Below are 21,683 nucleotides of genomic sequence, written 5' to 3'. Positions count from 1 at the left end.
AAAGTAAACGGAGAACACAGCCTGATTATGCTGGTGTATAACATCAAACGCAGTATCAATATCATGGGCATTCCCGATCTTATTGCCAAGCTCAAAAAATGGAATTCACCCTACAAGGCAAAAGTTTTGTTTTGTCTAAAAACGGAGTATTTAAAGCTAACTAATGCCCTTGATTATTATCTAATGAAATTAGTAGCCTAAAAAAAGAGCCTTCTTAAAAAGGCGTTATTTCAATTGCAAAACAGGAAAATTGAAGGTTTTTAATAGAAAAAGGAGGTTTTTTCACAGCCTGACGTTCCCGTGCTTTGCCTTCGGTACGGTACAGACACAAAATAATACTTACCTAATAACTAATAATTAAAAATACAAAACCATGAATACAGAAAACAATAATAAAAGTACTGAGGCAAAACACGTGTTAGGCGAGGTTCTTATTGCTAAATATATGGGAATAACACCGATTAAAGGGTTGAATGAATATACAGGTAATGAATATTACTACTACAATAATGCTGAAATGCAAGATTTTGAAGCATTACCGAATTATAAAGAATGGAATGAATTAATGCCTGTTGTTGAAAAAATAAACAAAAGGGATTGGGTTACAATTTATAATGACCAATGTAAAATACATTCTTTAATTGTTGGAGAATTTGAAGATATAAATATAATAAACGAAGGTCAGCCTATGATAAAATCTGTTTACGAAGCAGTTCTGGAATATGTTGAGTTAACGGTTTCGTTGAATCTCGCCTAACGTTCCGCAGCTACAGGAGGTTTGGGAAAAAGTACGCCTTAATTTTCGGTTAAAGACTGAACTTTAAAACACAAAACCAAGTTTCAGTTGATGACCAAAACCCAAATCTCGTGTAACTGCTGTTAGCGGTAGTGTTTTTTATAATTCAATTACTGTTCCTTTTTGCCAACAATCAATACACATTACAATTCCACTTTTCCCTAAACGTTTCATTTCTTTTGGGTGAAATTCCATTCCACACTGTTGGTCATATTCATAATTCATCCAGAAAGTAATATGTTTCTTTTTTATTCCTATTGTTTTTAATTCCGCAAATTTCGGTTCAATTATGTCTAAAAAATTATTTATGAAGTCATAATATGGAGCTTCGTCTTCTTCATCAACACAGTATGTCCATAAACTATATAAAGCAGTTAAATTATTTTTGGATTCAAATTCAGTCGGTTTAACACCAAGAATTTTAGTTATTTTAGAGTAAATCTCAAAACTGTTTTTTGAATCAATATGTAATCTATAATATTTCATTTATTACGGTAAGTCATTAATTTGCAGTTTTTTCGGCAACATTACCGCTAACGTTCCCACGCTAACCAATGTTTAGGATTTAGAAAGCCTTATGTTTCTGATTAGCAAAATAATAACAAGTAAAAGAAAATAATTAAATTAATAACTAATGCCTAAATAGTGGTTAACGTGTGTTATCACTTCGGCTTTTTATTCATAACGAAATGGAAAACGCAAAAACATTAACCAGAACTTGGAATTATTTTAGTAATAAAGCAAGAAAAGAACAAGCTATTCATATGCTTGAAAACGCAAAGACATACATTATACATGAAATAAATAAACTTGTAATTTTTGAAATGAACGGTCATTTTGAAGTTATTAATAAAGAAAGTTTATCTATAAAGTTTTTTGACACAGAGAAGCAATGTATTGACTATTGCTTAGACGCTTACCCAAATAGCTTTTTTAATACTCAAAACAGTCTTTTTGAGCGTTCCAACGAAGCTGAGTGATAACGTTTTGCCACTTTGAGATGGCTGGAAGTTCGTAACCTTTCAGTTTTCGGCTTAACGAAAACGTGATGCGTAACGCTAATTCCACTTAACTCCAGTTAGCTCAAAATGGCTGTTACCTGTAGTTTTGTTGGAATGCTATCTAATCAAATGAATCACCAGTATCTGCATGAAACCCACAATTTTTACAAATATATTGTAGCGTTAAACCACCATACTGTGAGCGGAGATAAGCACCTTCTAAAAATGAATTTGCCATTGCACATTTAGGACAAATATTTGGTTTGCTAGGCGCAAAACTTCCCGAATACATAAATGATGCTGTTGAACCTGTTAAGCCTGTTAAATCTTGAGCTTCCGTTTCCGATATTAAATCAAGTTCTTCTTTACTTGGAATTGAAGCTATTTTAACTTCATTATTAAAATCTCGCAGTGCCTCAGATAAAATATTAAATGTTTTGATTATTATTCTAGGATTTTGTCTGACTAAATCTTGATATAAAACAGGATTAAGATACAATGTTTTTTTATGTTCGGTAAAATAATCTCTATCTGTTGAAACAATCCAAAGTTGCGAAATATCTGGCACAATGGTTAATAATTGCTCCCACGATAGTTGATCTCCTAATGGATCAGCTCTTTTACCTGGCGGATTTCCTATCTCTTTTCGAAGCCTTGCATTTTCTAGGTCTTTTCCTGAAGGAGATTGCGCAGTTGCGTAGATTGCAGAAAGTTCTTTCGAAACTTTGTCTTGTGATATTGCAATGTCATTAAGCACATCATTAAGTATAGGTGATAGTTCTTTATTTGAATCTGAAATTTGTTTCTCTAACTCTTTTCGGGCTTTATTCCAATCAGTAAACTTTGGAGAACCATCTTCATCTAAATGTTCAGGTAAAATAGTAGCAGTTAATGAAACTTGTTTGATATAATTATCAATTGAAAGCCTGAAAATATTCAATTTATTTCTGTCAATTTCAAAAGCAAGTTGTTGTGTGAAAAATATTTTATCTGCCAATTCTATAACAGAACCCAATAGTTTCTTGTATTCAGGTCTATTTGAATTATAAAATCCTAGATAAATATTCGCATCGATATAGAGTATATTCATATGATTGAATTGTAGTTTTTTAATTCTTGATGAAAAATTGATGATTATTTTCTATTTTCCCTATCGATATGGTAACAATTAGATTATTTTGAATTTCATCAACAAGTTGGGTAATGAAATTTTGTAAATAGCTTCCTTCAACTCTTCTAAAGTCCTTTTTCAAAACAGTTTTAATGTTTATTTCATCGCCTTGAATGATTGAAGTTGCTCTAAACTTTCGTAAGACTAAATTTTTAAAATCTTCATATTCCGAGATTATAGTATCTAAATGTTGATTGACATCAATATCAATTAAATATAAATTTTTAAGAAGATGTTCAGCAATATCAAGAGCAATTCTTAATTTTTCTTCTTTTGGAACATCCATTTCATGTACAGAGTCATTTCCAAGAAATCTTATAGTATGGAGCCTATTTCCATCTTTTTCTGTTATTAACTTGTTTCGAACAAGACTATTTATTTTTATTTCTAAATTTCTACCTGTAATATTTTGATCAAGACAAATTGCCTCAATAATTGCCCTTAATCCAACTCCTGCTAATAAATAACAATTGTTTTTTAACGCTTCAAGAGTTTCAGTGTAAACAATTCTTAATTGGTGTGGTAAGTGATATTGGTTTTTTAACAAAGAATGATTCGTTAAGTTCTTAGGGAAATACTTAGACTCGTCAAACGATTCTTCATGACCATCATCTGTACATCTAAACATATCTTCATGTGAGTAGCGATTTCTAAATTGAATATTTTCACAGCCTAAGCATTGTATTGTTTCATAGTTTTGTTCCCAATGAAAATCAGCATTGTATTCTGAACGCTCCTGTATGCTAAATAAGCATTTTTGATTTGTAATTTGTTGACAAATAGGGCAGTAATCTTTTGTGTTAATCATATTTATGTGATGTGTTTTTAAAATTACAGGTAACGTCTTGGCACTACAGCGGGTTTGGGATTAAATTAAGCCCTATTTTCGGATTTGCCAAATCATCCAAATACAAAACTAACTTCTATTAAGCCAAATGCCCAAATCCGTTGTAGTGGCTGTTATGCACAGTTATTGTATTTCTGATATGTCTTTTGTACACTGTCGTTTAAAGTATTCATATTTGACTTCTTTTATTTCGACAATTTCTGCATTTTCATAAGTATAGTTCATATATTCGGGATTAAATACAACTAAATTCTCTCCGTTTCCAACTGAACTAGGAAATAAAATCCCATCAAATTTTAGTTTTCTTGCACAGTCCGCAATTAATTGTGTTATATTGTATGCTTGTCTTTCTGATGGAGGTATAACTTTTTGCATCAGTTCAGTGAAAGTATTTAACTTTTTAAACTTATATAGACTTTCGTCGTTATGATAAAATTTTAAAAATTGAGTTTCTGTTACATCAAATATAAATAATTCCTTATTTGCAATAAATTTACCAATTGAAACGATGTCTCCAGGATGTGGTCTTATCTCAGATATTGCAGTATACTTATCACTAGCACAATATAAATAAGAAACACCTGCTCTGTTTATACGACCAAAACCAGCAAGATTTGGAGGAGGAGCTCCCATTTCAGAATTAGAATATGGTTGAAAAATTATTTCGCCTTCAAATCCACCGCCTAAAATACTTCTTTTTGAATCCGCATATCCAATTCTGGCTCTATAGAATTCAGAGTTTTTCTCGATTTTTGATTTACAAATTTCCGAATACTCGGAAAGTATTTGAATAATTTTTTCTTCGAATTTAAAATAATTTTCGTTCTTTAATTTATCTTCAATTTCTATGATTGAATAATCTAAACTAGATTTTATAGATTGTAGTAGTGGATTTTGTTCTCCTTCATAATAACCCGCAAAAATTGATACACCCTTATCATAATCTTCATATACTTCGAAACATGCTATTCTGTCTATTAGTTCATCGTAGACTTCATTATCCTTGAAATTTTGCTTATTGAAAAATACATTATCATCTTCATAAAATAATGAAGTGTACCCATTTCCACCCCAATGTTCATTATAGTCCCATTCTGAATAATGATAACGAATCAGTGCTTTAGTCATTTGTATAAATTCGTTGCTATATATGTCTATAATATATTTCGTATTTCCGCAACAAGTACAGAATCCTTTGGTATTAATAATCTGAATAAGTTTCTTCAGGCGAATGTCTTTTGCACATTCAATACATAGTAAAATTTCATCTTCGTCATTCATTTCATGTTGTGATTTTATAATTGTGCATAACGTCCCGCTGCTTTGAGATGGCTGGAAGTTCGTAACCCTTCAGTTTTCTGCTTAACGAAAACTTGATGCGAAACGGTAATTCCACTAAACTCCAGTTATATCAAAACAGCTGTTATAGCCAGTTTTTATTATAATTTCATTATTACGAGTCCGTTGAGTTCGCATAAATAAGCCACATATTTTTCGTCAGGAGAAAGCACTAAACTATGACAATTTTCTCCGCCGCTTGTCCATAAAATTTTTTGCTTCTCTCCTTTTTTAGTTACAATCAGTGAAACGGACATATCACCTGTTTCTCTTAATTCTATTTTTGTTTCGTTCTTCGTAGTTACTTCTCGGGGATTAAATTTTGAAACTTTATCAAATTGTTCCTGTTCATTGTCGGTCAGCAAAGTATATGCATCTTTTGTTGTTATAACGCCAATTGCCTGTCCGCGCCACTTTGCTTCAGCTAAGTCAATGTCTGTTAATCTAAACTTATACCACTTTTCTTCAATATTACAAGCAATAAAGTCTGAGTTTGGCGACCATAATGGATACCCGTCAATAGCTTGAGATTGTACGATTAAAACTGTTTCTGTTTTTAGTCGAGTCATTTCGGAATTCAAGCTTCTGGTAGCGTCTTGTCCGTAAACACTGATTGTCAATATTGTCAAAAGTATAATGTAAATTCTCTTCATTGTTTTTCTTTTAAAATTGGCTATAACGTTCTGTTACTACAGCGGGTTTGGGATAAAGTACGCCTTAATTTTCGGCAAAAGACTGAACTTTAAAACACAAAACCAACTTCCCATTAAGCCTATTGTCCAAATCCGTTGTAGTAGCTGTTATAGGCAGACCATTTATTTAAATACTAAATTAAAATCTAAAGTATTTTTTTCTTTAATAAAAGCTCTTTTCATTTCGTTCTTACTTCTTAAAATTAGAGTGTCTCCTTTTTTAGCGATTATAACTTTTTCAAAAAAATTAAATTGTGGAACTCCGCCCCAATCTCCATCTATTTCTGCACAAGAATCTTTTTGAATTTCATATTCGGCTGTTAGTTTATCTGTGTTGTATCTTATTAAATTCAAATTGGAATAACCATCGTGATAAGTTCGAATTAATTCGTTTATTTCCAAGTCTTCTCGTTCTTGAATATAAGCTTTATCAAATTTAACTATTACGCGAATGTTCTCATTTGATTTATTTAAAATACGAGCTCGACCAAATTTATCACAACTGGATATAGTGCAGACGACAAAAAATATTGTTATTATCTTTAAGTAATTTTTTAATTTTCTCATAACGAAATTGTGTCAGATTTCTGTCTGCTTTGGTGGTTTGCCTATAACGTTATGCCACTTTGAGATGGCTGGAAGTTCGTAACCGCTCAATTTTCGGCTTAACGAAAACTTGATGCGAAACGATAATTCAACTAAATTCCAGCTAGCTCAAAATGGCTGTTGTACGCTGGCATTTATTCAGATTCTGTTTTTACGAACAATATGCTTTCTGTATTAGTCCAGTCTTTTTTGTCAATTTTAAAATCAAATGAAAGAGCTGATTCTTTTCCACTCCCAGAAGGACTTGCCCATTCAGATAAATTACCTCGTTCATCGTAAAATTCAAAAAGTCCATCTATTCCACCTGTTTTCCAAGTTCCACTTTTTTTAAGTCCAACACCTTCCATTTCGTCAAATTTATAAGTTCCGTCAGTAAATAAAATCAATTTTGGCTTTTTCTTGTCTAAACCATTTTTAGTTATCAATTCGTATGCAGAGTTGTTTATTTCATAAACTCCTGCAAAATCTTGTATTTGGCTGTTATTGAATGATGGAACAGCAATCAAATACCAAAATGTAATCAGTCCGAAACACAATATTGGTACAATTCCAATTCCGAGTGATAATTTTTTGAGTTTGGAAGATTTCTTAATAAGTCCTACTATTAAAACAACCAAAGAAATTATCAAAAATATTCCTCCAATGATAATTAGAAAAATGAATAGTAAACTTTCTAGCATATTTTTTTTTTAGCTTGCGTACAACGTCCCGCGGCTCTCACGATGTTTGGGATTAAATTAAGATTTATTTTTCGGTTAAAGACTGATTTATCAGATACAAGACCGTCCTTAAATTAAGCCTAGAACCCAAATATTGTGAAACCGCTGTTACCATATCGGTTTCTCTTTTCCACCGTAAAAGTGAAAAGTAAATTTAGATTAACGAAATTATGAATTTATATATTTTACCTAGCGTAATCTCTTCGATTGTAATTCCACTTATTAACAGTACCCAAGAATTAGAAAAAAACTTTTGGAGTGACGACTTTATTTCGGGACTTTTGCTTGGTGCAGCTTTTGTTTTTATGCTATTAGGACTTTCGAAAAATTCGGAATCTTGATTAAACTGTCCAATACTTGAATTATTGAAGTGATTAGTTACGCTATTATTTTTTAGTTCAATTTCAGATAAAAACATTTTTCCTGCAAGCTGTATTTTACATTTTGGAGTTGGAGAAGGAACTGAAGAAGCTAAACGAGTTGTAGGATAAAAAGTTAGATATTCTAATTTTTTCAACTCTCTTACTTTTTCTAACATCAGATTTTTATTTTCGGATAAAAATGAAATATCAATATAAATACCGTTATCATTTTCTGACAAGTGTTTTAATATTTTATATTCTAATGTTTCTGTCATATTTCGGTTTTCAAAACTGTATGGTAACTTGTATATACTCGCTATAAAGTAGCGACTATACACCCTAATTTGGGTAGATTGTCGCTACTGAACAGCGTATCGCGTTTCAAATATAACAAATTAAATTCTTACAAATCATCAAATGGGCTTTTTATTTGTTGGATACTTTTGGTACTCACATGGGTGTAAATTTCAGTAGTTTTACTGCTATTATGGCCTAGTAATTCTTGTATATAACGCAAGTCAGTCCCGCTTTCTAGTAAGTGCGTGGCAAAACTGTGTCGTAACCAATGTAGTGTAGCTGGTTTTGTAATCTGAGCTTTATGTAGTGCTTGTTTTAGTACCTGTTGTAAACTTCGGCTATCATAAGGAACTCCTGCTATTTGCCCTTCAAACAAATATTTTTTTGGTTTATATAATGAATAGTACTCTCTTAGCATATCGAGTATTTTTGGGCTTAGGGGTACGATTCTGTCTTTTTGTCCTTTTGCGTTTTTAAGTAATACAATGTTCCTTTGTGAATCGATGTGAACGGGCTGCAGTGCTAATAATTCACCACAGCGTAACCCACAACTATAAATCAGGCTTAACATCATTTTATGTTTGATATTGCTGTGGGCGTTCAGGATTAATTTTACTTCCTCTTTACTTAAAACATTAGGTAATAGTTTCGCTCGTTTTGGCCGATGAATTTTATCCACTTCAATCTTTGTTTCCCTTACTGTCATAAAAAACAGCTTTATCGCATTAACCGTTTGATTCTGGTAGGAAGCCGAAAGCTTATTCTTCAAAATATACTCGTTGTTATAGATAATCACATCCTCGTTATTAATCTCAGCAACTGGTTTTTCTCGGTAGAAAACCAAAAATGATTTCAAAGCTTCGCTGTAGGTATTAATAGTGCTCTCGCTATAACGCTTGGAACGCATCCATTGTTTGAATTTTTCGATTTGTGCTATTGCCTCTGCCGAAGGGAGTGAATTTGAATGGAGTTCTATATTGAAGCGTTCTCTGTTTTCAGTCGTATCGGGGAGATGCCACACCGTTTTTTGCTGGCTCCATCGCGCTCCTTCTATTTGTTTAATCCGGGCAATTAAGTCTTGATTTTTTTCAAAATAGACGGCAATTCTACTTTCGCTATTGTGTTTAATAAGTTTTGCTGACCAAGTCATATTGTGTTGATTTTGTGATTTAAAGATAGTGATTTTTTATAGACCGGCTAGTTTTGCTACTGCTGTTCATTTAGCATAACATTCTGTTTTAGTGAGGGATTACTTCACTTTTTTGATATTTTTCATAGGAGTTCAGTGAACTTCGTTTGCAGTGGAAATCCTTTTATGAAGCGCAGCGCAATAAAAGATTACTTCACAATATTTCCATTTTAAGCGGAGTTCAGTGAACTTCGTTTATAACGGGTAGCCCGACCTTGTTGCGGCACTAAACCATCTGATTTATACAATGGCAATGCAACTTGGTCACGCCCAAATTGTGACTGGTAGAATCACCATTGGTATTTGTATTTCGCTAATTTAAAACGATAAAAAGTAGTATACTTTGAGAAAAACTTTGCGAACTTTGCGGTAAAATTAGAATATGAAAATAAATCCAAAAAACGGAATTGATAAGCTCATTTTCGGTATGAAACAGAGTGATGTTACTGCTATTTACGGCAAACCGGACCGCAATTACAAGGACGAAGATGATAATGTGATCTTCGCCTACAATAAGCTAAAAATGCGTTTGACTTTCTACATTGAGGAAGAACTTAAATTAGGTTATATTGTGGCTTCGAGCCCGGAATTGGAGTTGTTGGGACATAAAATCATCAACAGAAAAATAAGTGACGTCAAAAAAGATTTGGCTGCCAAAGGCATCACTAAATTTACGCAAGAGGAATTTGACACGTTTGAAAACTATTTCAATGAGGAAAACTGGATGATTTTTCAAACCGAATTTGATGAAGTGGTGAAATTTGAGATTGGTGCGATTATCAATCAAAAAGACGAATTTGACTGGAAATTCGGAAAGAAGTAAAAGCTGCTTCAATTGAACAACTGAAGACACGGGTCAAACGAATATCCTCCCATTTTTATGTCTGCAGTCTGTAAATGGAAAGCCTAAACCATAAAAAAAACCCGACAGATTGTGAAGTCTGTCGGGTTTTTTATGGATTTTTTTTGAGATTTATTGTTTGGTAACAGGTTTGCTTTCCAGCATTTCCAATTCGAAAACAAGATTTGTGTTGGGCGGAATAACGCTTCCGGCACCTCTTTCGCCATACGCCAACTTTGACGGGATAAAAATCACGGCTTTGTCACCAAATTTCATGTTGTCCAGACCTTCAATAAATCCGGGAATCATGCCGTCTTTTTTGCCTGCTTCAAAAGGGAAGGGTTGGTATCCGTTTTGAGCGGCTCTCTGCGCATCATATTTTCCGTAGGTTTTATTTACTTCTTCATAACTGCTGTCAAAAAGAGTTCCGTCTTCAAAATAGCCGGCATAATGAAAGTAAAAAGTCGTTCCGTTAGCTGGTTTTATGCCAGTTCCTATTTGTATGATGTTATATGCTAATCCGGAAGGAGTAGTGATTGCATTTGCTTTGGTAGTGGCCAGGAACGCTTTTTTTGCAGTCACAACAGGGCCGTATTTTGCAGCGTAAGCTTTTTTAGCTTCGGCTTCAACTGCAGCTTGCTTTGCTTTGTTTTCAGCGTTGACAAGATCCTGTTTCTTTTGATCTTCCGCTTTATTATTAAAATAATCCGAGAACACTTTTGGCGCGTCGAATTTTTTGGCCAAAATACCTTTCCTAACGATTGTAATTTTTGTGATTACGTCATTTTGCTCAATCGAGTTGACTACCTTCATTCCTTGCGTTACATGACCAAAGACAGTGTGCTTGCCATCTAACCAAGGCGTTTCTTTGTGGGTGATGAAAAACTGGCTTCCGTTGGTGGTTGGACCTGAATTTGCCATAGAAAGAATTCCCGCTTTGTTGTGTTTTAAGTCTGTAAACTCATCCTTGAAGGCATAACCCGGACCTCCGGAACCACTTCCTGAAGGATCTCCTGCCTGAATCATGAAGTCTTTAAGTACGCGATGGAATTTTAAACCATCAAAAAAAGGTTTTCCTTTTAATTTTTGGTCGGTTACAAATGTATTTTTACCTTCGGCAAGCGCTATAAAGTTTGCAACGGTTACGGGTGCTTTTTTGTATTCTAATGCAAGAACAATATCACCTTTGTTTGTTGAAATGGTTGCGAAAATACCTTCGATTACTTCCGGAGCTTTTACTGCAGTTTTTACAGCCGTTGTAGGCTTCTTGGCAGGAATCGACTTCTTGACAGTTTGGGAATGAGCGCTTGCCATTCCAAGAAATAATAAAAACAGAACTTTAAATTTCATCTTTTGCTAATTTAAGGTGTAAAATTTGATTTACGCTATTGTTGTGGCATGTTTTCCATCAACTCAATTTCAAATATAATGTTGGCGTTTGGTGGAATTACTCCGCCAGCTCCCGCTACACCGTATCCTAATCGAGCCGGAATGAAAATTACCGCTTTGTCACCAAAGGATAATTGCTCCAGTCCTTCAATGAAACCAGGAATCATGCCATCTTTTTTCCCTGCTTGAAAAGGGATAGGCTGGTAGCCATTTTGTGCGGCTCTGTTCTCATCATATCTGCCAAAAACTTTGGCAACGCTTTCTACGCTGGCATCAAATAATTCACCATCTTCCAGAAACCCGGCGTAATGAATAAACACATTGGCGCCATTGGCTGGTTTTTTGCCACCGCTTTTCTTGGTGATTACGTATTGTAATCCTGTTGGTGTTCTGGTTGCATTGGCTTTCAAACTGGCAAAATAAGCCACTTTTTGTTCGCGGACTTCTTTGTACTTTTCGTTGTACACTCTTTTGTTTTCGGCATCAACGGCAGCTTTTTTCTTTTGATTTTCAGATTCTACGGTGAAATAATCAGTGAATATTTTTACCGCATCAAACTTTTTTGCTGCTTCGCCATTTCTGATAATAGTGACTTTATTCATGTAATCATTTTGTTCAATCTTGTTGACTACGTCCATTCCTTTTTCGACAACATGACCAAAAATAGTATGTTTTCCATCTAACCAAGGTGTGGCAAGATGGGTAATAAAAAACTGACTGCTGTTGGTGGTCGGTCCGTTATTGGCCATAGCCAAAAGGCCTCCTTTGTCAAATCTTAAATCAGAAAATTCGTCTTTAAATTTGTAACCGGTATCTCCAGAACCTGTTCCCAATGGATCTCCTGTCTGTATCATAAAATCTTTAATGACTCTGTGAAATTTCAGGCCATCAAAAAATGGTCTGTTTTTAAGATTTTCATTAGTGACGAATTTATTTTTTCCTTCGGCTAAGATTACGTAATTCGCTACGGTTATCGGCGCTTTTTGGAAATCTAATTGCACAATTATTTCACCCTTATTGGTTTCTATTTTAGCATATAAACCATCAGGAAGGTTGTTGTGATCTTCTTTACAGGAGTAAAATGAAGCGATTACAAGGAATACGAATAGGATCTTTTTTTTCATTATAAAGGTGATTTTATTGATTTATAGTATCTTTTGGCTTTATTACGGCGGTGCTTTCCGGTTTTATTGGCGCGGGGGGTACCGTTGTTTTTACTTTTACTTCAGTTTCTTTTTCATAGGCTGCTTCTGATTTGAAATCACGCAGAGTTACGGTACAGATTAGCGGCTGGTTGGTGTCAATTTTCTTGTCGTCACCATGATAGCCAAATCCCATATTAGATGGAAACAGAAAGTTTACTTTTTCATTTTTACGCATTAACTTAATTCCGTCACGTAAACCCATCATAATGTTTTGTTTGTCTACATAATAGATTTGTGGCCTTAACTCCAATTCAGAGTAGATAATCGTACCTTTTAAGTCTTTGATTTCATAATCAAAAAAGACAACATCCCCTTTTTTTGGTGTTAGTGTATCCACTTCATTTCTTATTTCATAAGAGTACCAATAACCCTTTTTAGAAGCGATGTATTTTACCTTAGGATTACTTTTGATTAAATTCTGAATTTGAGTTTCCTCGCTGGCAACTAATTTTTTATTGCGTGCAATAGATTTCTTCATGAAAGTCCCAGAGGCCTGAGAAATGGGTTTTCTGGCATCCTGTTGCTGTTTACAACTCGAAGCAAAAACCAGCAATAAGCATATAATTGCGAGTAAGGTGTTATTTTTCATATAATTACAGGCTTAGTTCAGTTACTAAAGCTTCAAATTTTTGTATTGTTTCTTCCATCGATACTGCTGATTTTCCTCCGGCGGCATTGCGATGTCCTCCGCCACCAAAATGATCTCTTGAGAATTGATTGACATCAAAATCGCCTTGGGAACGGAATGATATCTTGATTATGTTTTCATCTTTATTTTCGATAAATATAGCAGTAAAAACGATGCCTTTTATGCTTAATCCGTAATTTACAATTCCTTCGGTGTCGCCTTTTACGTAATCAAACGAGTTCAACTCATCTTGAGTCAGCGTTGTATATGCTGTTTTGTGCGCCGTAAGCACTTTCATGTTTTGAAGCGCTCTTCCCAATAATTGTAAACGTCCAAAGGAACTGTTATCAAACAGTAAGTTCGGAATTTCGGTGTTTTCGACTCCTAAATCAATTAATTCAGCGATAATTCGGTGCGTCGTTCCGGTTGTTTTTGGAAAACGGAAGGATCCTGAATCTGTTAAAATTCCGGTGTAAATGCAAGTTCCGATAGTTTTATCGATGTCTTCTTTTTTTCCAAGAAATAAAATGAAGTTGTACAACATTTCGCAGGTGGAACCAAACGAAGTGTCAGAGTACGTGTAGGTGGCATAATCATCCGGTTTTTGATGATGATCAATCATGATGATCGGCACTTTCAGCTTCGTCAAAACATTTTCCATCTCGCCGGTACGGTGCAAAGCATTAAAATCTAAAGTAAAAATAACTTCCGCCTCTTCAAGAATCCGGGTACAGTTTTTTTTGTCTTTTTCGTAAATTTTAACAGTTTCTGTTCCGGGCATCCAGGCTAAAAAATCGGGAAATTCATTAGGTGAAACCACTACCGCCTGATGGTTGTTTTTTAGTAAAAAATGGTATAATCCCAAGGTAGAGCCCATAGCGTCTCCATCAGGGCCTCGGTGCGGGATTATAGCAATCTTTTTTGGAGTTGATAATAACAACTGTATCGCTTGAATGTCTTGTATTTCCATAGGGTGCGAAATTACATTTTTTTAATTTAATGTTGAAATCATTTATATAATTAACATGATTTTCACTCTTCCTAAAGTTCAGTTGGATTCTTTTTAAAGTTTTGGTACAAATGGTATTTTGCTCCTTTAACCACTTGCGAATTATAAATTCCCACACTACCCGAAGAAAAGTAAGCGATAATGCAAGCGACACCAATGAAAAGACCGCTTTCTATGCCAAAAAGTTCCATTCCCATAACGGTGCAGGCAATAGGAGTGTGAGTGGCACCTGAAAAAACGGCAACAAATCCCATTGCTGCCAACATGGCAATGGGCAGAGGAACTATAAGAGATAAAGCGCTGCCCAGAGTCGCACCCACAAAAAATAGCGGCGTTACTTCGCCTCCTTTGAACCCAGCACCCAAGGTAAAACCGGTAAATAGTATTTTTAAAAGAAAATCATAGCTCAAATTGGCTGTGGAAAATGAATCAACGATGACAGGAATTCCCAGTCCGATGTATTTTGTGGTGCCTATCAAGTAAACCGCAACAGCGATAATAAATCCTCCTATAAATGGGCGAAGAGGAGGAAAGGCTATAGTTTTCGAAAATAAATGAGTCCAAAAATGTGTGCTTCGGGAGAAAAGCATGGCGGCTAAACCAAATAAAACACTAACCACAATGATCCAAAATAGGACGGTAAAACTCATACTTGGAACTATTGGAACTGAATAGTGTGTGTGTTGCACTTGCCAAAATTCAACAGTGAAATACGCGATGTAAGCTACAACAAAAGAAAGTAAGGCGCTTTTAAAATTGATTTTACTAAAGTAAACAACTTCTATAGCGAATAAAGCTCCGGCTAAAGGAGTGCCAAATATGGAAGCAAAACCGGCGCTGATTCCAAGTATTAATAATGTCTTTCTGCCGGAATCATCAAGTTGAAATATTTTTGTAAACTGATCGGCAATTGCGCCTCCCATTTGTACTGCTGTCCCTTCTCGCCCGGCAGATCCTCCAAAAAGATGGGTGATTAATGTGCCAAAAAGTACCAATGGCGCCATTTTTAATGGAATTGTTTTCTGCGGATTTTGATATTCTTCCAGCAATAAATTATTTCCCTTTACAACTGATTTCCCCCAATAATGGTACGCAAATCCTATGGCTAAACCGCCGATTGGCAGCAGCCAGATAATCCAGCTGTTGTGCGCTCTTATTTGCGTAACCCATTCTAAAGACACCAGAAAAAATGCTGAGGCGGAACCGGACAGAATGCCAATTAATGCGCAAATTACTATCCATTTGAGTGTCACAAACAACGTATGCTTAAGTTTTTCTAAATTCATTACTGGAATTGATCCCGTTGTTTAAATATTATAATCCTTCCTGAATCAAAGGTTTTTCAGTAGCAATTGCGGTAAATTCAATTTCGACCAAATATTCGGGAGATACCAGTTTGCTGATTTCGTAAAAACCGGTGGCAGGTTTTATATCCTTGAAAAATTTTGAATGCGCCATAGCTACTGCTTCAAATGTGGAAATATCAGTTGTAAATATGCGCGTTCTGATGACATCATCCATGCTGACTTTTAAGTCTTCCAGGACTTTTTCGACCCGCTCCAGAATATTAATGGTTTGTGCATAAGCATCATCAGCTTTAACTTTTTCACCATCGACAATCGCCACTGTTCCTGACACTTCAATGCTGTTGCCAATGCGCACTGCGCGGCAATATCCCATTTTTTCTTCCCACGATGATCCTGTCAATATGTTTTCCCTTTTCATTTTAATTGTATTTAGAGGTTATAACTCTATGATTTAATGCAATTTTTGATGTGGCATAATATTTGCAATTTATGAAAAAAAGTGAAATGAAAGTCCGTTATTTCCATTTATTAAACGCAAAATTAAATACTGAATTTTAGAATATTTGATCAGTTAAAGTGCAATATTTTCGGATAATAGTTGTTATAAATGAAAGTTAAATTAGTACCGTAATTATAAAATATAGGATTAGTTTTTTACTTTCAAAATTTCGCAAATACAAATACAATAATCTATAAAGTGATGAAAAGGATTTTATTTTTACTAATTACAATCAGTATGTCTGTCAGTGGATATGCGCAAAACGAATTCAGTTCGAAATTTAAAGCAATTCCCCTTAAAAATAATTCCCCAAAAATAAAAAAAGTAACTCCGCCAAAAGCGGATATTCCGCCAATTACGGCTCCAAATGTATTTAATAATGCGGAAATTTTAAGTCCGAAACCGTCTCTTTCTCTTTCAATACCTCCCGTTAGCACTATTTCGATGACTCCTAAAAATGATTTCATCAATCCAGGAGACGTTTACAAAGATAAGTTAAACAAAAAAGAAGAAAAGTCTGATGGCATTGTTTATCGAAAAAATCAAAATTTAGGAGATTTTAAAACCGGTTCGCTTACCGCCAAAGTAAGGTATCGTGACGCGGCATATGTTGATGGGGATCAGATACGAGTGTACTTAAATGATAAAGTAATTCAATACCAGGTAAACCTGGACAGTGAATTTAAAGGCTTCGAAATAGTTTTGGAAAAAGGATTTAACAAAATCGAATTCGAAGCTTTAAATCAAGGAACTTCCGGCCCTAACACCGCTGAATTCCAAATTTATGATGATAAAGGAGGTATAATTTCCGCAAGTCAATGGAATCTTGGAACTGGTTTTAAGGCCACTATAATCTTAATTAAAGAATAGACTTAGCGATTCATTTATTGAAAAGGATCTGCGGTAACCTGAAAATTCATATCCGCTGTTATGGAAATATTTGCGGATACAGTTTCTTTTGTTTCCGCTCTGGCTCTTATTCTGAAAGTTGGCGACTTAACGTATTTGTCTAATTTTTCTGTGGTACAGGTCAGATTTAATATATTGGAGGTCGAAGTAATATTGTCTAGATATGCTAACTCGATTTCGTCACTATCATTGGTAGAAATGTACATGCGTACTGATTTCAGGAATGAAAATGTCTTGTCATTTGGATTAGTTATCGTCAATTTGAATTCCTTTAATTTAACTTCCTTTACTAATTCTGCTCTTGTATCGTTATTCTCAAATACCGTTGAAGAGTTTGAAGATATTGCTGGGGTAAGAAGTTCTACCGGCATGTTTACAGGGAATCCGGCAGGAATTGTAAAAGAAATTTGATTGTCAAGTGAAAATGTTAAGAGCTGATCCACTACACTGCACGAAATCACTAATAATCCGAAAATTGCAATTGCTAGGGTTTTTTTTGTTTTCATATTTAAAAAGAATTTGGGGGCACTTCCTTTTTTAGAAGCATGTTTAATGTAAAAGTACTATTTTATATTTTTGATTCAAATATAATTAGAACAACGCAACTATTAAGATTGTATTGGATTCTTTGTTAAATTTTTTTAACAACTGATTTTTTGGCAAGCAGCAGCTACAGGTATTTTTAATGATCAGAACACCTTTGAAAGATAAAAAAATAAAAATTTCAAAATTCAATTTTTCATTTCAAAATATAAAAAGTATTTTTGCGCATGCAACACAACGTACTTATTTTAGACTTCGGATCGCAATACACACAACTTATTGCGCGTAGAGTTCGCGAATTGAATATATTCTGCGAAATCTTCCCTTACAATCATTTTCCGAGTGATTTATCCTCTTATAAAGCAGTAATCCTTGGTGGTAGTCCATTTTCTGTTCGCTCAGAAGATGCTCCACATCCTGATCTATCTCAAATTAGGGGGAAACTACCTGTATTAGCCGTTTGTTACGGAGCACAATATTTGGCTCATTTTGATGGTGGTGAAGTTGCTGCTTCAAATACCAGAGAATATGGTAGAGCAAATTTGTCCTTTATTAAAGAAAACGAAACTTTTTTTGAAGACGTTTCTCCCAACAGTCAGGTTTGGATGAGTCATAGTGACAGTATTAAAGATTTGCCGACTAACGGTGTAAAATTAGCAAGTACGCATGATGTAGAATTTGCAGCGTATAAAATTGAAGGTGAAACCACCTATGCAATTCAATATCATCCTGAAGTTTTTCACTCTACGGATGGAAAACAAATGCTGGAAAATTTTTTGGTAAAAATCGCTGAGGTACCTCAAACATTTACACCAAAAGCTTTTGTCGCTGATATGGTTGCCGAACTAAAAGAGACTTTGCAAGACGACAAAGTGGTTCTTGGACTGTCCGGAGGCGTAGATTCTACGGTAGCGGCAGTGTTATTGAACCATGCTATTGGTAAAAATCTATACTGTATTTTTGTAAACAACGGTTTGCTTCGCAAAAATGAATTCCAAAGTGTATTAGATCAATACAAAGGAATGGGTTTAAACGTAAAAGGTGTTGATGCCGGTGATCGTTTCTTGTCTGAATTAGCAGGGGTGAGTGACCCGGAGACCAAACGTAAAATTATAGGACGCGTATTTATCGAAGTTTTTGATGATGAATCGCATCTGATACAAGATGTAAAATGGCTGGCTCAAGGTACCATATATCCCGATGTAATTGAATCTGTTTCTGTCAATGGTGGCCCTTCGGCAACTATCAAATCGCATCATAATGTAGGTGGTTTGCCTGATTACATGAATTTAAAAATTGTCGAGCCGCTTCGAATGCTCTTCAAAGATGAGGTACGCAGAGTAGGAGCCTCACTTGGAATAGATCCTGAATTATTAGGAAGGCATCCTTTTCCGGGACCAGGATTGTCAATCAGAATTTTAGGTGATATTACACCAGAAAAAGTACAAATTTTACAAGATGTCGATGCTGTTTTTATTGACGGATTGAAATCTTGGGGCTTGTATGATAAAGTTTGGCAGGCCGGAGCAATTTTACTTCCGATAAATAGCGTAGGAGTTATGGGTGATGAGCGTACGTATGAAAAAGTGATTGCACTGCGTGCCGTAGAATCAACGGATGGTATGACAGCGGATTGGGTACATTTACCATATGACTTTTTGATGAAAATATCAAATGACATCATTAATAAAGTAAAAGGAGTAAACAGAGTGGTTTATGATATCAGTTCAAAACCACCAGCAACCATTGAGTGGGAGTAATAAGTAAGATTCTTATCTTTTAGAACAGCAAGGTTTATTAAGAGTGTGCCTTATACAAACGGTATCAGATTTTTGGAATAAAATTTGATACCGTTGCTTTATTAAGGATTTGAATAATTTTATAAATAAAAGTATGAAATATTTTTTTGCAGTTTGTATGACTGTTTTGTTGTTTAATCACAGTGTTTTTTCGCAAGGAAAAACCACAACACATAAAGTAGAAAAAGGAGAGACAATCGCTCAGATTGCACAAAAATATAATGTTACTCCATTTGATATTTATCAGTTGAATCCAGATGCGCAAAGTGGTATTAAGCGGGGCAATATATTGATAATTGGTAAAAGTGAAAGTAAACAAAAGGCCACCGTAGCCAATGCAGTCACTACAAAAATGACAACTCATTTGGTGGCGCCAAAAGAAACATTGTACGGTATTCAAAAAAAATACGCTGTCTCTGAGGAAGCTTTAAAACAAGCCAATCCGTTTCTTGAAAAAGACGGCTTGCAGATAGGACAGACACTTACTATTCCTTCGAATATTATTTTAAAAAATAATACTGTAGCGCCTGAAAAATTGGTTTATCACTATGTGCTTCCTAAAGAAACCAAATATTCAATATCTAAACAATACGGAATTACGGTTGAAGAATTAGAACGCAAAAATCCGGAAGTGGTGTCTAATTTACCGGAAGGATTCAGATTATTGATCAAAGGCAATCCCAAAACTTCGGGACCAAAACCAGATAAAACTGCGATGGTTATTGAATCTAAAAAAGAAATTGTAATTGTCAATCCGGTAAAAGGAATTTTTGCTCCGACACAATATCTTAATTATGTGGTTAAACCAAAAGAAACTTTATACAGCTTATCAAAAATGGCAGGTGTAACTCAAGAGGAATTAATTGCCTTAAACCCAATTTTGTCCGAAGGTGTTATCGAGGGTATGGTTTTAAAAGTGCCGGCAACAATAAAAGTTTCACAAGAGACCAAAAAAGAATATACAGAATTGTCCAACGTTAACTCAAGTAATATCAGAAAAAAGATGGTGCTTTTGTTGCCGTTTAATATATCTAAAATTGAAGGCGACACAGTCAATTCGACTGCAATGCGTCTCAAAAAGGATAAATTCCTGAACATGACTTTGGATTTTTATGCCGGAGCTTTAGTTGCGATCGATTCTGCTAAAACATTAGGACTTAATATCGATGTGAAGATATTCGATTCGCAGGAAACAAAAAACAGTTCCAATGTTGCTTCCTTAATAAAAAATAACGATTTAGAAGACTCAGATGCTATTATTGGACCATTCTATCAGAGCAATGTAGAAAAAACTGCCCAACTATTGATGGCAGATCAAGTGCCGGTAATTTCACCTTTATCCAAAGATTTGGGAGTTTCATACGCCAATATTTTCCAGTCGATTCCTGCTCCCGAGACTGTTAAAAATACGATGTTTGATTATATGCGTTCCAAAGGTGGCAATATTGTTGCCGTTGTCGATAAGAAAAAAGGCTCCGTAATTCAGTTCATCAAAGAGAACCATAAGGATGTGCGATTTTCGACACTTACTGCAAACGGCGGTGTATCAGTGGAAAATTTAAAAAGTTTATTTGTAAAAGACAGGATAAACTATGTTGTAATGGAAACCGGAAATACGGGTATGATAAAATCAACAATTGCGGCTATGTTAAATGCAATGTCGACTTTTAAAGTGCAGCTGGTTATTCTGGAACCAAATGAAACATTGGATACTGATGAAATTAATTTTGTAAATTTAACTAAATTGAAATTAATGTATCCTTCGGTTACTCGAGAGAATGAATCTCAGGAAGCTTTAATTTTCGAAAAGGAATTTAGAAAGAAAAATAAAATTTACCCGAGTGTTTTTGCCACTCGCGGATTTGATATTACTTTTGATACGATGATGAGATTGTCTCAGGACAAAAAATATCAGGAAACAATTGATGCAGCAGCAACGGAACAAATAGATAACAAATTCGAATTTTATAAAAAAGAGGACGGTGGTTACACCAATAAAGGAATCTATATTTTATATTATGACACGGATTTAACCATAAAAGTAGCGGAGTAATGACGTCAATAGTAACGTATTTAGGAGATTTAAGAACCTCTTCGATTCATTTGCAATCAGGAATCGAAATCCTTTCAGATGCTCCGGTGGATAATAATGGCAAGGGTGAGGCTTTTTCTCCAACAGACAGTGTGGCCAATGCGTTGGCAACTTGCATGATGACTATCATGGGAATCAAGGCAAGGGATATGGAGTTAGATTTAAAAGGGTCCACTGCAGAAGTAATTAAAATTATGAATGCCGAACCCAGACGCATCGGTGCGATAGAAATTGCTTTTGAGATGTATGGAACGGCTGAGGTAAAAAGTAGGACGATACTGGAAAAAGCAGCGATGACTTGTCCGGTTTTCTTAAGTTTGCATCCTGAAATCGAGAAACGAATAATTTTTAACTGGAAATAAAGTGATTTGAGAAGCAAGAGGTAAGAAACAAGAAGTAGTAATAGCTCTTGTTTCTTGTCTCTTACTTCTTTTTTATTATAAA

Annotated in this window: 24 protein-coding genes; 8 read left to right on the top strand and 16 right to left on the bottom strand. The window is 34.8% G+C overall.

From position 1 onward, the window contains the following. Positions 1 to 201, top strand: a 201-nt coding sequence (locus E0F89_RS12160; protein WP_131910044.1) for a hypothetical protein, incomplete at its 5' end; no start/stop codon positions are given. Positions 202 to 373: 172 nt separating this feature from the next. Beyond that, on the top strand, positions 374 to 757 hold the full coding sequence (locus E0F89_RS12155; protein WP_131910043.1) for a hypothetical protein: 384 nt from the start codon (positions 374 to 376) through the stop codon (positions 755 to 757). 138 nt (positions 758 to 895) lie between these two features. Here E0F89_RS12155 and E0F89_RS12150 read toward each other — a convergent pair whose 3' ends face one another. Next, positions 896 to 1,282, bottom strand: a complete 387-nt coding sequence (locus E0F89_RS12150) for a DUF4279 domain-containing protein (RefSeq protein WP_131910042.1) — start codon at positions 1,280 to 1,282, stop codon at positions 896 to 898. A 203-nt stretch (positions 1,283 to 1,485) separates the two neighbouring features. On the opposite strand from E0F89_RS12150, the gene E0F89_RS17135 reads away from it, so the two are divergent. Continuing rightward, on the top strand, positions 1,486 to 1,776 hold the full coding sequence (locus E0F89_RS17135) for a hypothetical protein (protein ID WP_165930019.1): 291 nt from the start codon (positions 1,486 to 1,488) through the stop codon (positions 1,774 to 1,776). 142 nt (positions 1,777 to 1,918) lie between these two features. Here E0F89_RS17135 and E0F89_RS12145 read toward each other — a convergent pair whose 3' ends face one another. From E0F89_RS12145 to E0F89_RS12110, 8 genes are all read right to left on the bottom strand, one after another. Beyond that, positions 1,919 to 2,887 carry a PIN-like domain-containing protein gene (locus E0F89_RS12145; RefSeq protein WP_131910041.1) on the bottom strand — a complete coding sequence of 323 codons (969 nt, stop codon included), beginning with the start codon at positions 2,885 to 2,887 and terminating at the stop codon, positions 1,919 to 1,921. 19 nt (positions 2,888 to 2,906) lie between these two features. Further along, a complete protein-coding gene (locus tag E0F89_RS12140) occupies positions 2,907 to 3,776 on the bottom strand; it encodes a DUF4145 domain-containing protein (RefSeq protein WP_131910040.1) in 870 nt (289 codons plus the stop codon). A gap of 162 nt (positions 3,777 to 3,938) precedes the next feature. Continuing rightward, a complete protein-coding gene (locus tag E0F89_RS12135) occupies positions 3,939 to 5,096 on the bottom strand; it encodes an RES family NAD+ phosphorylase (RefSeq protein WP_131910039.1) in 1,158 nt (385 codons plus the stop codon). Between the two features lie 158 nt (positions 5,097 to 5,254). After that, a complete protein-coding gene (locus E0F89_RS12130) occupies positions 5,255 to 5,806 on the bottom strand; it encodes a hypothetical protein (protein WP_131910038.1) in 552 nt (183 codons plus the stop codon). A gap of 162 nt (positions 5,807 to 5,968) precedes the next feature. Beyond that, positions 5,969 to 6,412, bottom strand: coding sequence for a hypothetical protein (locus E0F89_RS12125; RefSeq protein WP_131910037.1), 444 nt, complete (start codon positions 6,410 to 6,412; stop codon positions 5,969 to 5,971). 173 nt (positions 6,413 to 6,585) lie between these two features. Further along, the gene (locus tag E0F89_RS12120; protein ID WP_131910036.1) at positions 6,586 to 7,131 is read right to left on the bottom strand and encodes a hypothetical protein; all 546 of its coding nucleotides are present in this window, start codon (positions 7,129 to 7,131) and stop codon (positions 6,586 to 6,588) included. A gap of 193 nt (positions 7,132 to 7,324) precedes the next feature. Then, complete coding sequence (locus E0F89_RS12115) at positions 7,325 to 7,807, bottom strand: hypothetical protein (RefSeq protein WP_131910035.1); 483 nt, start codon at positions 7,805 to 7,807, stop codon at positions 7,325 to 7,327. Between the two features lie 128 nt (positions 7,808 to 7,935). Continuing rightward, on the bottom strand, positions 7,936 to 8,979 hold the full coding sequence (locus tag E0F89_RS12110; RefSeq protein WP_131910034.1) for a tyrosine-type recombinase/integrase: 1,044 nt from the start codon (positions 8,977 to 8,979) through the stop codon (positions 7,936 to 7,938). 421 nt (positions 8,980 to 9,400) lie between these two features. Between E0F89_RS12110 and E0F89_RS12105 the strand changes: the two genes are divergently transcribed. Further along, the gene (locus E0F89_RS12105; RefSeq protein ID WP_131910033.1) at positions 9,401 to 9,841 is read left to right on the top strand and encodes a hypothetical protein; all 441 of its coding nucleotides are present in this window, start codon (positions 9,401 to 9,403) and stop codon (positions 9,839 to 9,841) included. 150 nt (positions 9,842 to 9,991) lie between these two features. On the opposite strand, the gene E0F89_RS12100 is transcribed toward E0F89_RS12105, so the two are convergent. From E0F89_RS12100 to E0F89_RS12075, 6 genes are all read right to left on the bottom strand, one after another. Then, positions 9,992 to 11,209, bottom strand: a complete 1,218-nt coding sequence (locus tag E0F89_RS12100; protein ID WP_131910032.1) for a peptidylprolyl isomerase — start codon at positions 11,207 to 11,209, stop codon at positions 9,992 to 9,994. A gap of 35 nt (positions 11,210 to 11,244) precedes the next feature. Then, on the bottom strand, positions 11,245 to 12,372 hold the full coding sequence (locus E0F89_RS12095) for a peptidylprolyl isomerase (protein WP_131910031.1): 1,128 nt from the start codon (positions 12,370 to 12,372) through the stop codon (positions 11,245 to 11,247). Positions 12,373 to 12,385: 13 nt separating this feature from the next. Then, positions 12,386 to 13,042: a gliding motility-associated peptidyl-prolyl isomerase GldI gene (gldI, locus tag E0F89_RS12090; protein WP_131910030.1), complete on the bottom strand. Its 657-nt coding sequence runs from the start codon at positions 13,040 to 13,042 to the stop codon at positions 12,386 to 12,388. A gap of 4 nt (positions 13,043 to 13,046) precedes the next feature. Beyond that, on the bottom strand, positions 13,047 to 14,051 hold the full coding sequence (locus E0F89_RS12085; protein ID WP_131910029.1) for a DHH family phosphoesterase: 1,005 nt from the start codon (positions 14,049 to 14,051) through the stop codon (positions 13,047 to 13,049). 71 nt (positions 14,052 to 14,122) lie between these two features. Continuing rightward, entirely contained in the window at positions 14,123 to 15,376 is a 1,254-nt protein-coding gene (locus E0F89_RS12080; protein ID WP_131910028.1) for a voltage-gated chloride channel family protein, read from the bottom strand. A gap of 28 nt (positions 15,377 to 15,404) precedes the next feature. Next, positions 15,405 to 15,815 (bottom strand): RidA family protein, encoded by a 411-nt coding sequence (locus E0F89_RS12075; RefSeq protein ID WP_131910027.1) that lies wholly within the window; start codon positions 15,813 to 15,815, stop codon positions 15,405 to 15,407. A 318-nt stretch (positions 15,816 to 16,133) separates the two neighbouring features. Here E0F89_RS12075 and E0F89_RS12070 point away from each other — a divergent pair, with 318 nt between their 5' ends. Next, positions 16,134 to 16,766 (top strand): hypothetical protein, encoded by a 633-nt coding sequence (locus tag E0F89_RS12070; protein ID WP_243699513.1) that lies wholly within the window; start codon positions 16,134 to 16,136, stop codon positions 16,764 to 16,766. Between the two features lie 14 nt (positions 16,767 to 16,780). Here the strand turns inward: E0F89_RS12070 and E0F89_RS12065 are convergent, their stop codons facing one another. Then, positions 16,781 to 17,311 carry a hypothetical protein gene (locus E0F89_RS12065; protein ID WP_131910025.1) on the bottom strand — a complete coding sequence of 177 codons (531 nt, stop codon included), beginning with the start codon at positions 17,309 to 17,311 and terminating at the stop codon, positions 16,781 to 16,783. Between the two features lie 264 nt (positions 17,312 to 17,575). Between E0F89_RS12065 and guaA the strand changes: the two genes are divergently transcribed. The 3 genes from guaA (at position 17,576) to E0F89_RS12050 (ending at position 21,601) form a co-directional block, all read left to right on the top strand. Continuing rightward, positions 17,576 to 19,108 (top strand): glutamine-hydrolyzing GMP synthase, encoded by a 1,533-nt coding sequence (guaA, locus tag E0F89_RS12060; RefSeq protein WP_131910024.1) that lies wholly within the window; start codon positions 17,576 to 17,578, stop codon positions 19,106 to 19,108. Between the two features lie 133 nt (positions 19,109 to 19,241). Beyond that, the gene (locus tag E0F89_RS12055; RefSeq protein ID WP_131910023.1) at positions 19,242 to 21,200 is read left to right on the top strand and encodes a PBP1 and LysM peptidoglycan-binding domain-containing protein; all 1,959 of its coding nucleotides are present in this window, start codon (positions 19,242 to 19,244) and stop codon (positions 21,198 to 21,200) included. Next, positions 21,200 to 21,601 (top strand): OsmC family protein, encoded by a 402-nt coding sequence (locus tag E0F89_RS12050; protein WP_131910022.1) that lies wholly within the window; start codon positions 21,200 to 21,202, stop codon positions 21,599 to 21,601. The genes E0F89_RS12055 and E0F89_RS12050 overlap by 1 nt, the downstream gene beginning before the upstream one ends. Positions 21,602 to 21,683 lie beyond the last annotated feature (82 nt).

It is taken from the genome of Flavobacterium caseinilyticum, from assembly GCF_004349085.1.
GTDB lineage: Bacteria > Bacteroidota > Bacteroidia > Flavobacteriales > Flavobacteriaceae > Flavobacterium > Flavobacterium caseinilyticum.
The sequence above is the reverse complement of the archived record's forward strand: the minus strand, read 5'-3'. Positions and strand labels throughout refer to the sequence as shown.

Excerpts from the sequence above, each read along its gene's own strand:
- E0F89_RS12155 (WP_131910043.1), top strand. The coding sequence starts at position 374 with ATGAATACAGAAAACAATAATAAAAGTACTGAGGCAAAACACGTGTTA.
- E0F89_RS12150 (WP_131910042.1), bottom strand. The coding sequence starts at position 1,282 with ATGAAATATTATAGATTACATATTGATTCAAAAAACAGTTTTGAGATT.
- E0F89_RS17135 (WP_165930019.1), top strand. The coding sequence starts at position 1,486 with ATGGAAAACGCAAAAACATTAACCAGAACTTGGAATTATTTTAGTAAT.
- E0F89_RS12145 (WP_131910041.1), bottom strand. The coding sequence starts at position 2,887 with ATGAATATACTCTATATCGATGCGAATATTTATCTAGGATTTTATAAT.
- E0F89_RS12140 (WP_131910040.1), bottom strand. The coding sequence starts at position 3,776 with ATGATTAACACAAAAGATTACTGCCCTATTTGTCAACAAATTACAAAT.
- E0F89_RS12135 (WP_131910039.1), bottom strand. The coding sequence starts at position 5,096 with ATGAATGACGAAGATGAAATTTTACTATGTATTGAATGTGCAAAAGAC.
- E0F89_RS12130 (WP_131910038.1), bottom strand. The coding sequence starts at position 5,806 with ATGAAGAGAATTTACATTATACTTTTGACAATATTGACAATCAGTGTT.
- E0F89_RS12125 (WP_131910037.1), bottom strand. The coding sequence starts at position 6,412 with ATGAGAAAATTAAAAAATTACTTAAAGATAATAACAATATTTTTTGTC.
- E0F89_RS12120 (WP_131910036.1), bottom strand. The coding sequence starts at position 7,131 with ATGCTAGAAAGTTTACTATTCATTTTTCTAATTATCATTGGAGGAATA.
- E0F89_RS12115 (WP_131910035.1), bottom strand. The coding sequence starts at position 7,807 with ATGACAGAAACATTAGAATATAAAATATTAAAACACTTGTCAGAAAAT.
- E0F89_RS12110 (WP_131910034.1), bottom strand. The coding sequence starts at position 8,979 with ATGACTTGGTCAGCAAAACTTATTAAACACAATAGCGAAAGTAGAATT.
- E0F89_RS12105 (WP_131910033.1), top strand. The coding sequence starts at position 9,401 with ATGAAAATAAATCCAAAAAACGGAATTGATAAGCTCATTTTCGGTATG.
- E0F89_RS12100 (WP_131910032.1), bottom strand. The coding sequence starts at position 11,209 with ATGAAATTTAAAGTTCTGTTTTTATTATTTCTTGGAATGGCAAGCGCT.
- E0F89_RS12095 (WP_131910031.1), bottom strand. The coding sequence starts at position 12,372 with ATGAAAAAAAAGATCCTATTCGTATTCCTTGTAATCGCTTCATTTTAC.
- gldI (WP_131910030.1), bottom strand. The coding sequence starts at position 13,042 with ATGAAAAATAACACCTTACTCGCAATTATATGCTTATTGCTGGTTTTT.
- E0F89_RS12085 (WP_131910029.1), bottom strand. The coding sequence starts at position 14,051 with ATGGAAATACAAGACATTCAAGCGATACAGTTGTTATTATCAACTCCA.
- E0F89_RS12080 (WP_131910028.1), bottom strand. The coding sequence starts at position 15,376 with ATGAATTTAGAAAAACTTAAGCATACGTTGTTTGTGACACTCAAATGG.
- E0F89_RS12075 (WP_131910027.1), bottom strand. The coding sequence starts at position 15,815 with ATGAAAAGGGAAAACATATTGACAGGATCATCGTGGGAAGAAAAAATG.
- E0F89_RS12070 (WP_243699513.1), top strand. The coding sequence starts at position 16,134 with ATGTCTGTCAGTGGATATGCGCAAAACGAATTCAGTTCGAAATTTAAA.
- E0F89_RS12065 (WP_131910025.1), bottom strand. The coding sequence starts at position 17,311 with ATGAAAACAAAAAAAACCCTAGCAATTGCAATTTTCGGATTATTAGTG.
- guaA (WP_131910024.1), top strand. The coding sequence starts at position 17,576 with ATGCAACACAACGTACTTATTTTAGACTTCGGATCGCAATACACACAA.
- E0F89_RS12055 (WP_131910023.1), top strand. The coding sequence starts at position 19,242 with ATGAAATATTTTTTTGCAGTTTGTATGACTGTTTTGTTGTTTAATCAC.
- E0F89_RS12050 (WP_131910022.1), top strand. The coding sequence starts at position 21,200 with ATGACGTCAATAGTAACGTATTTAGGAGATTTAAGAACCTCTTCGATT.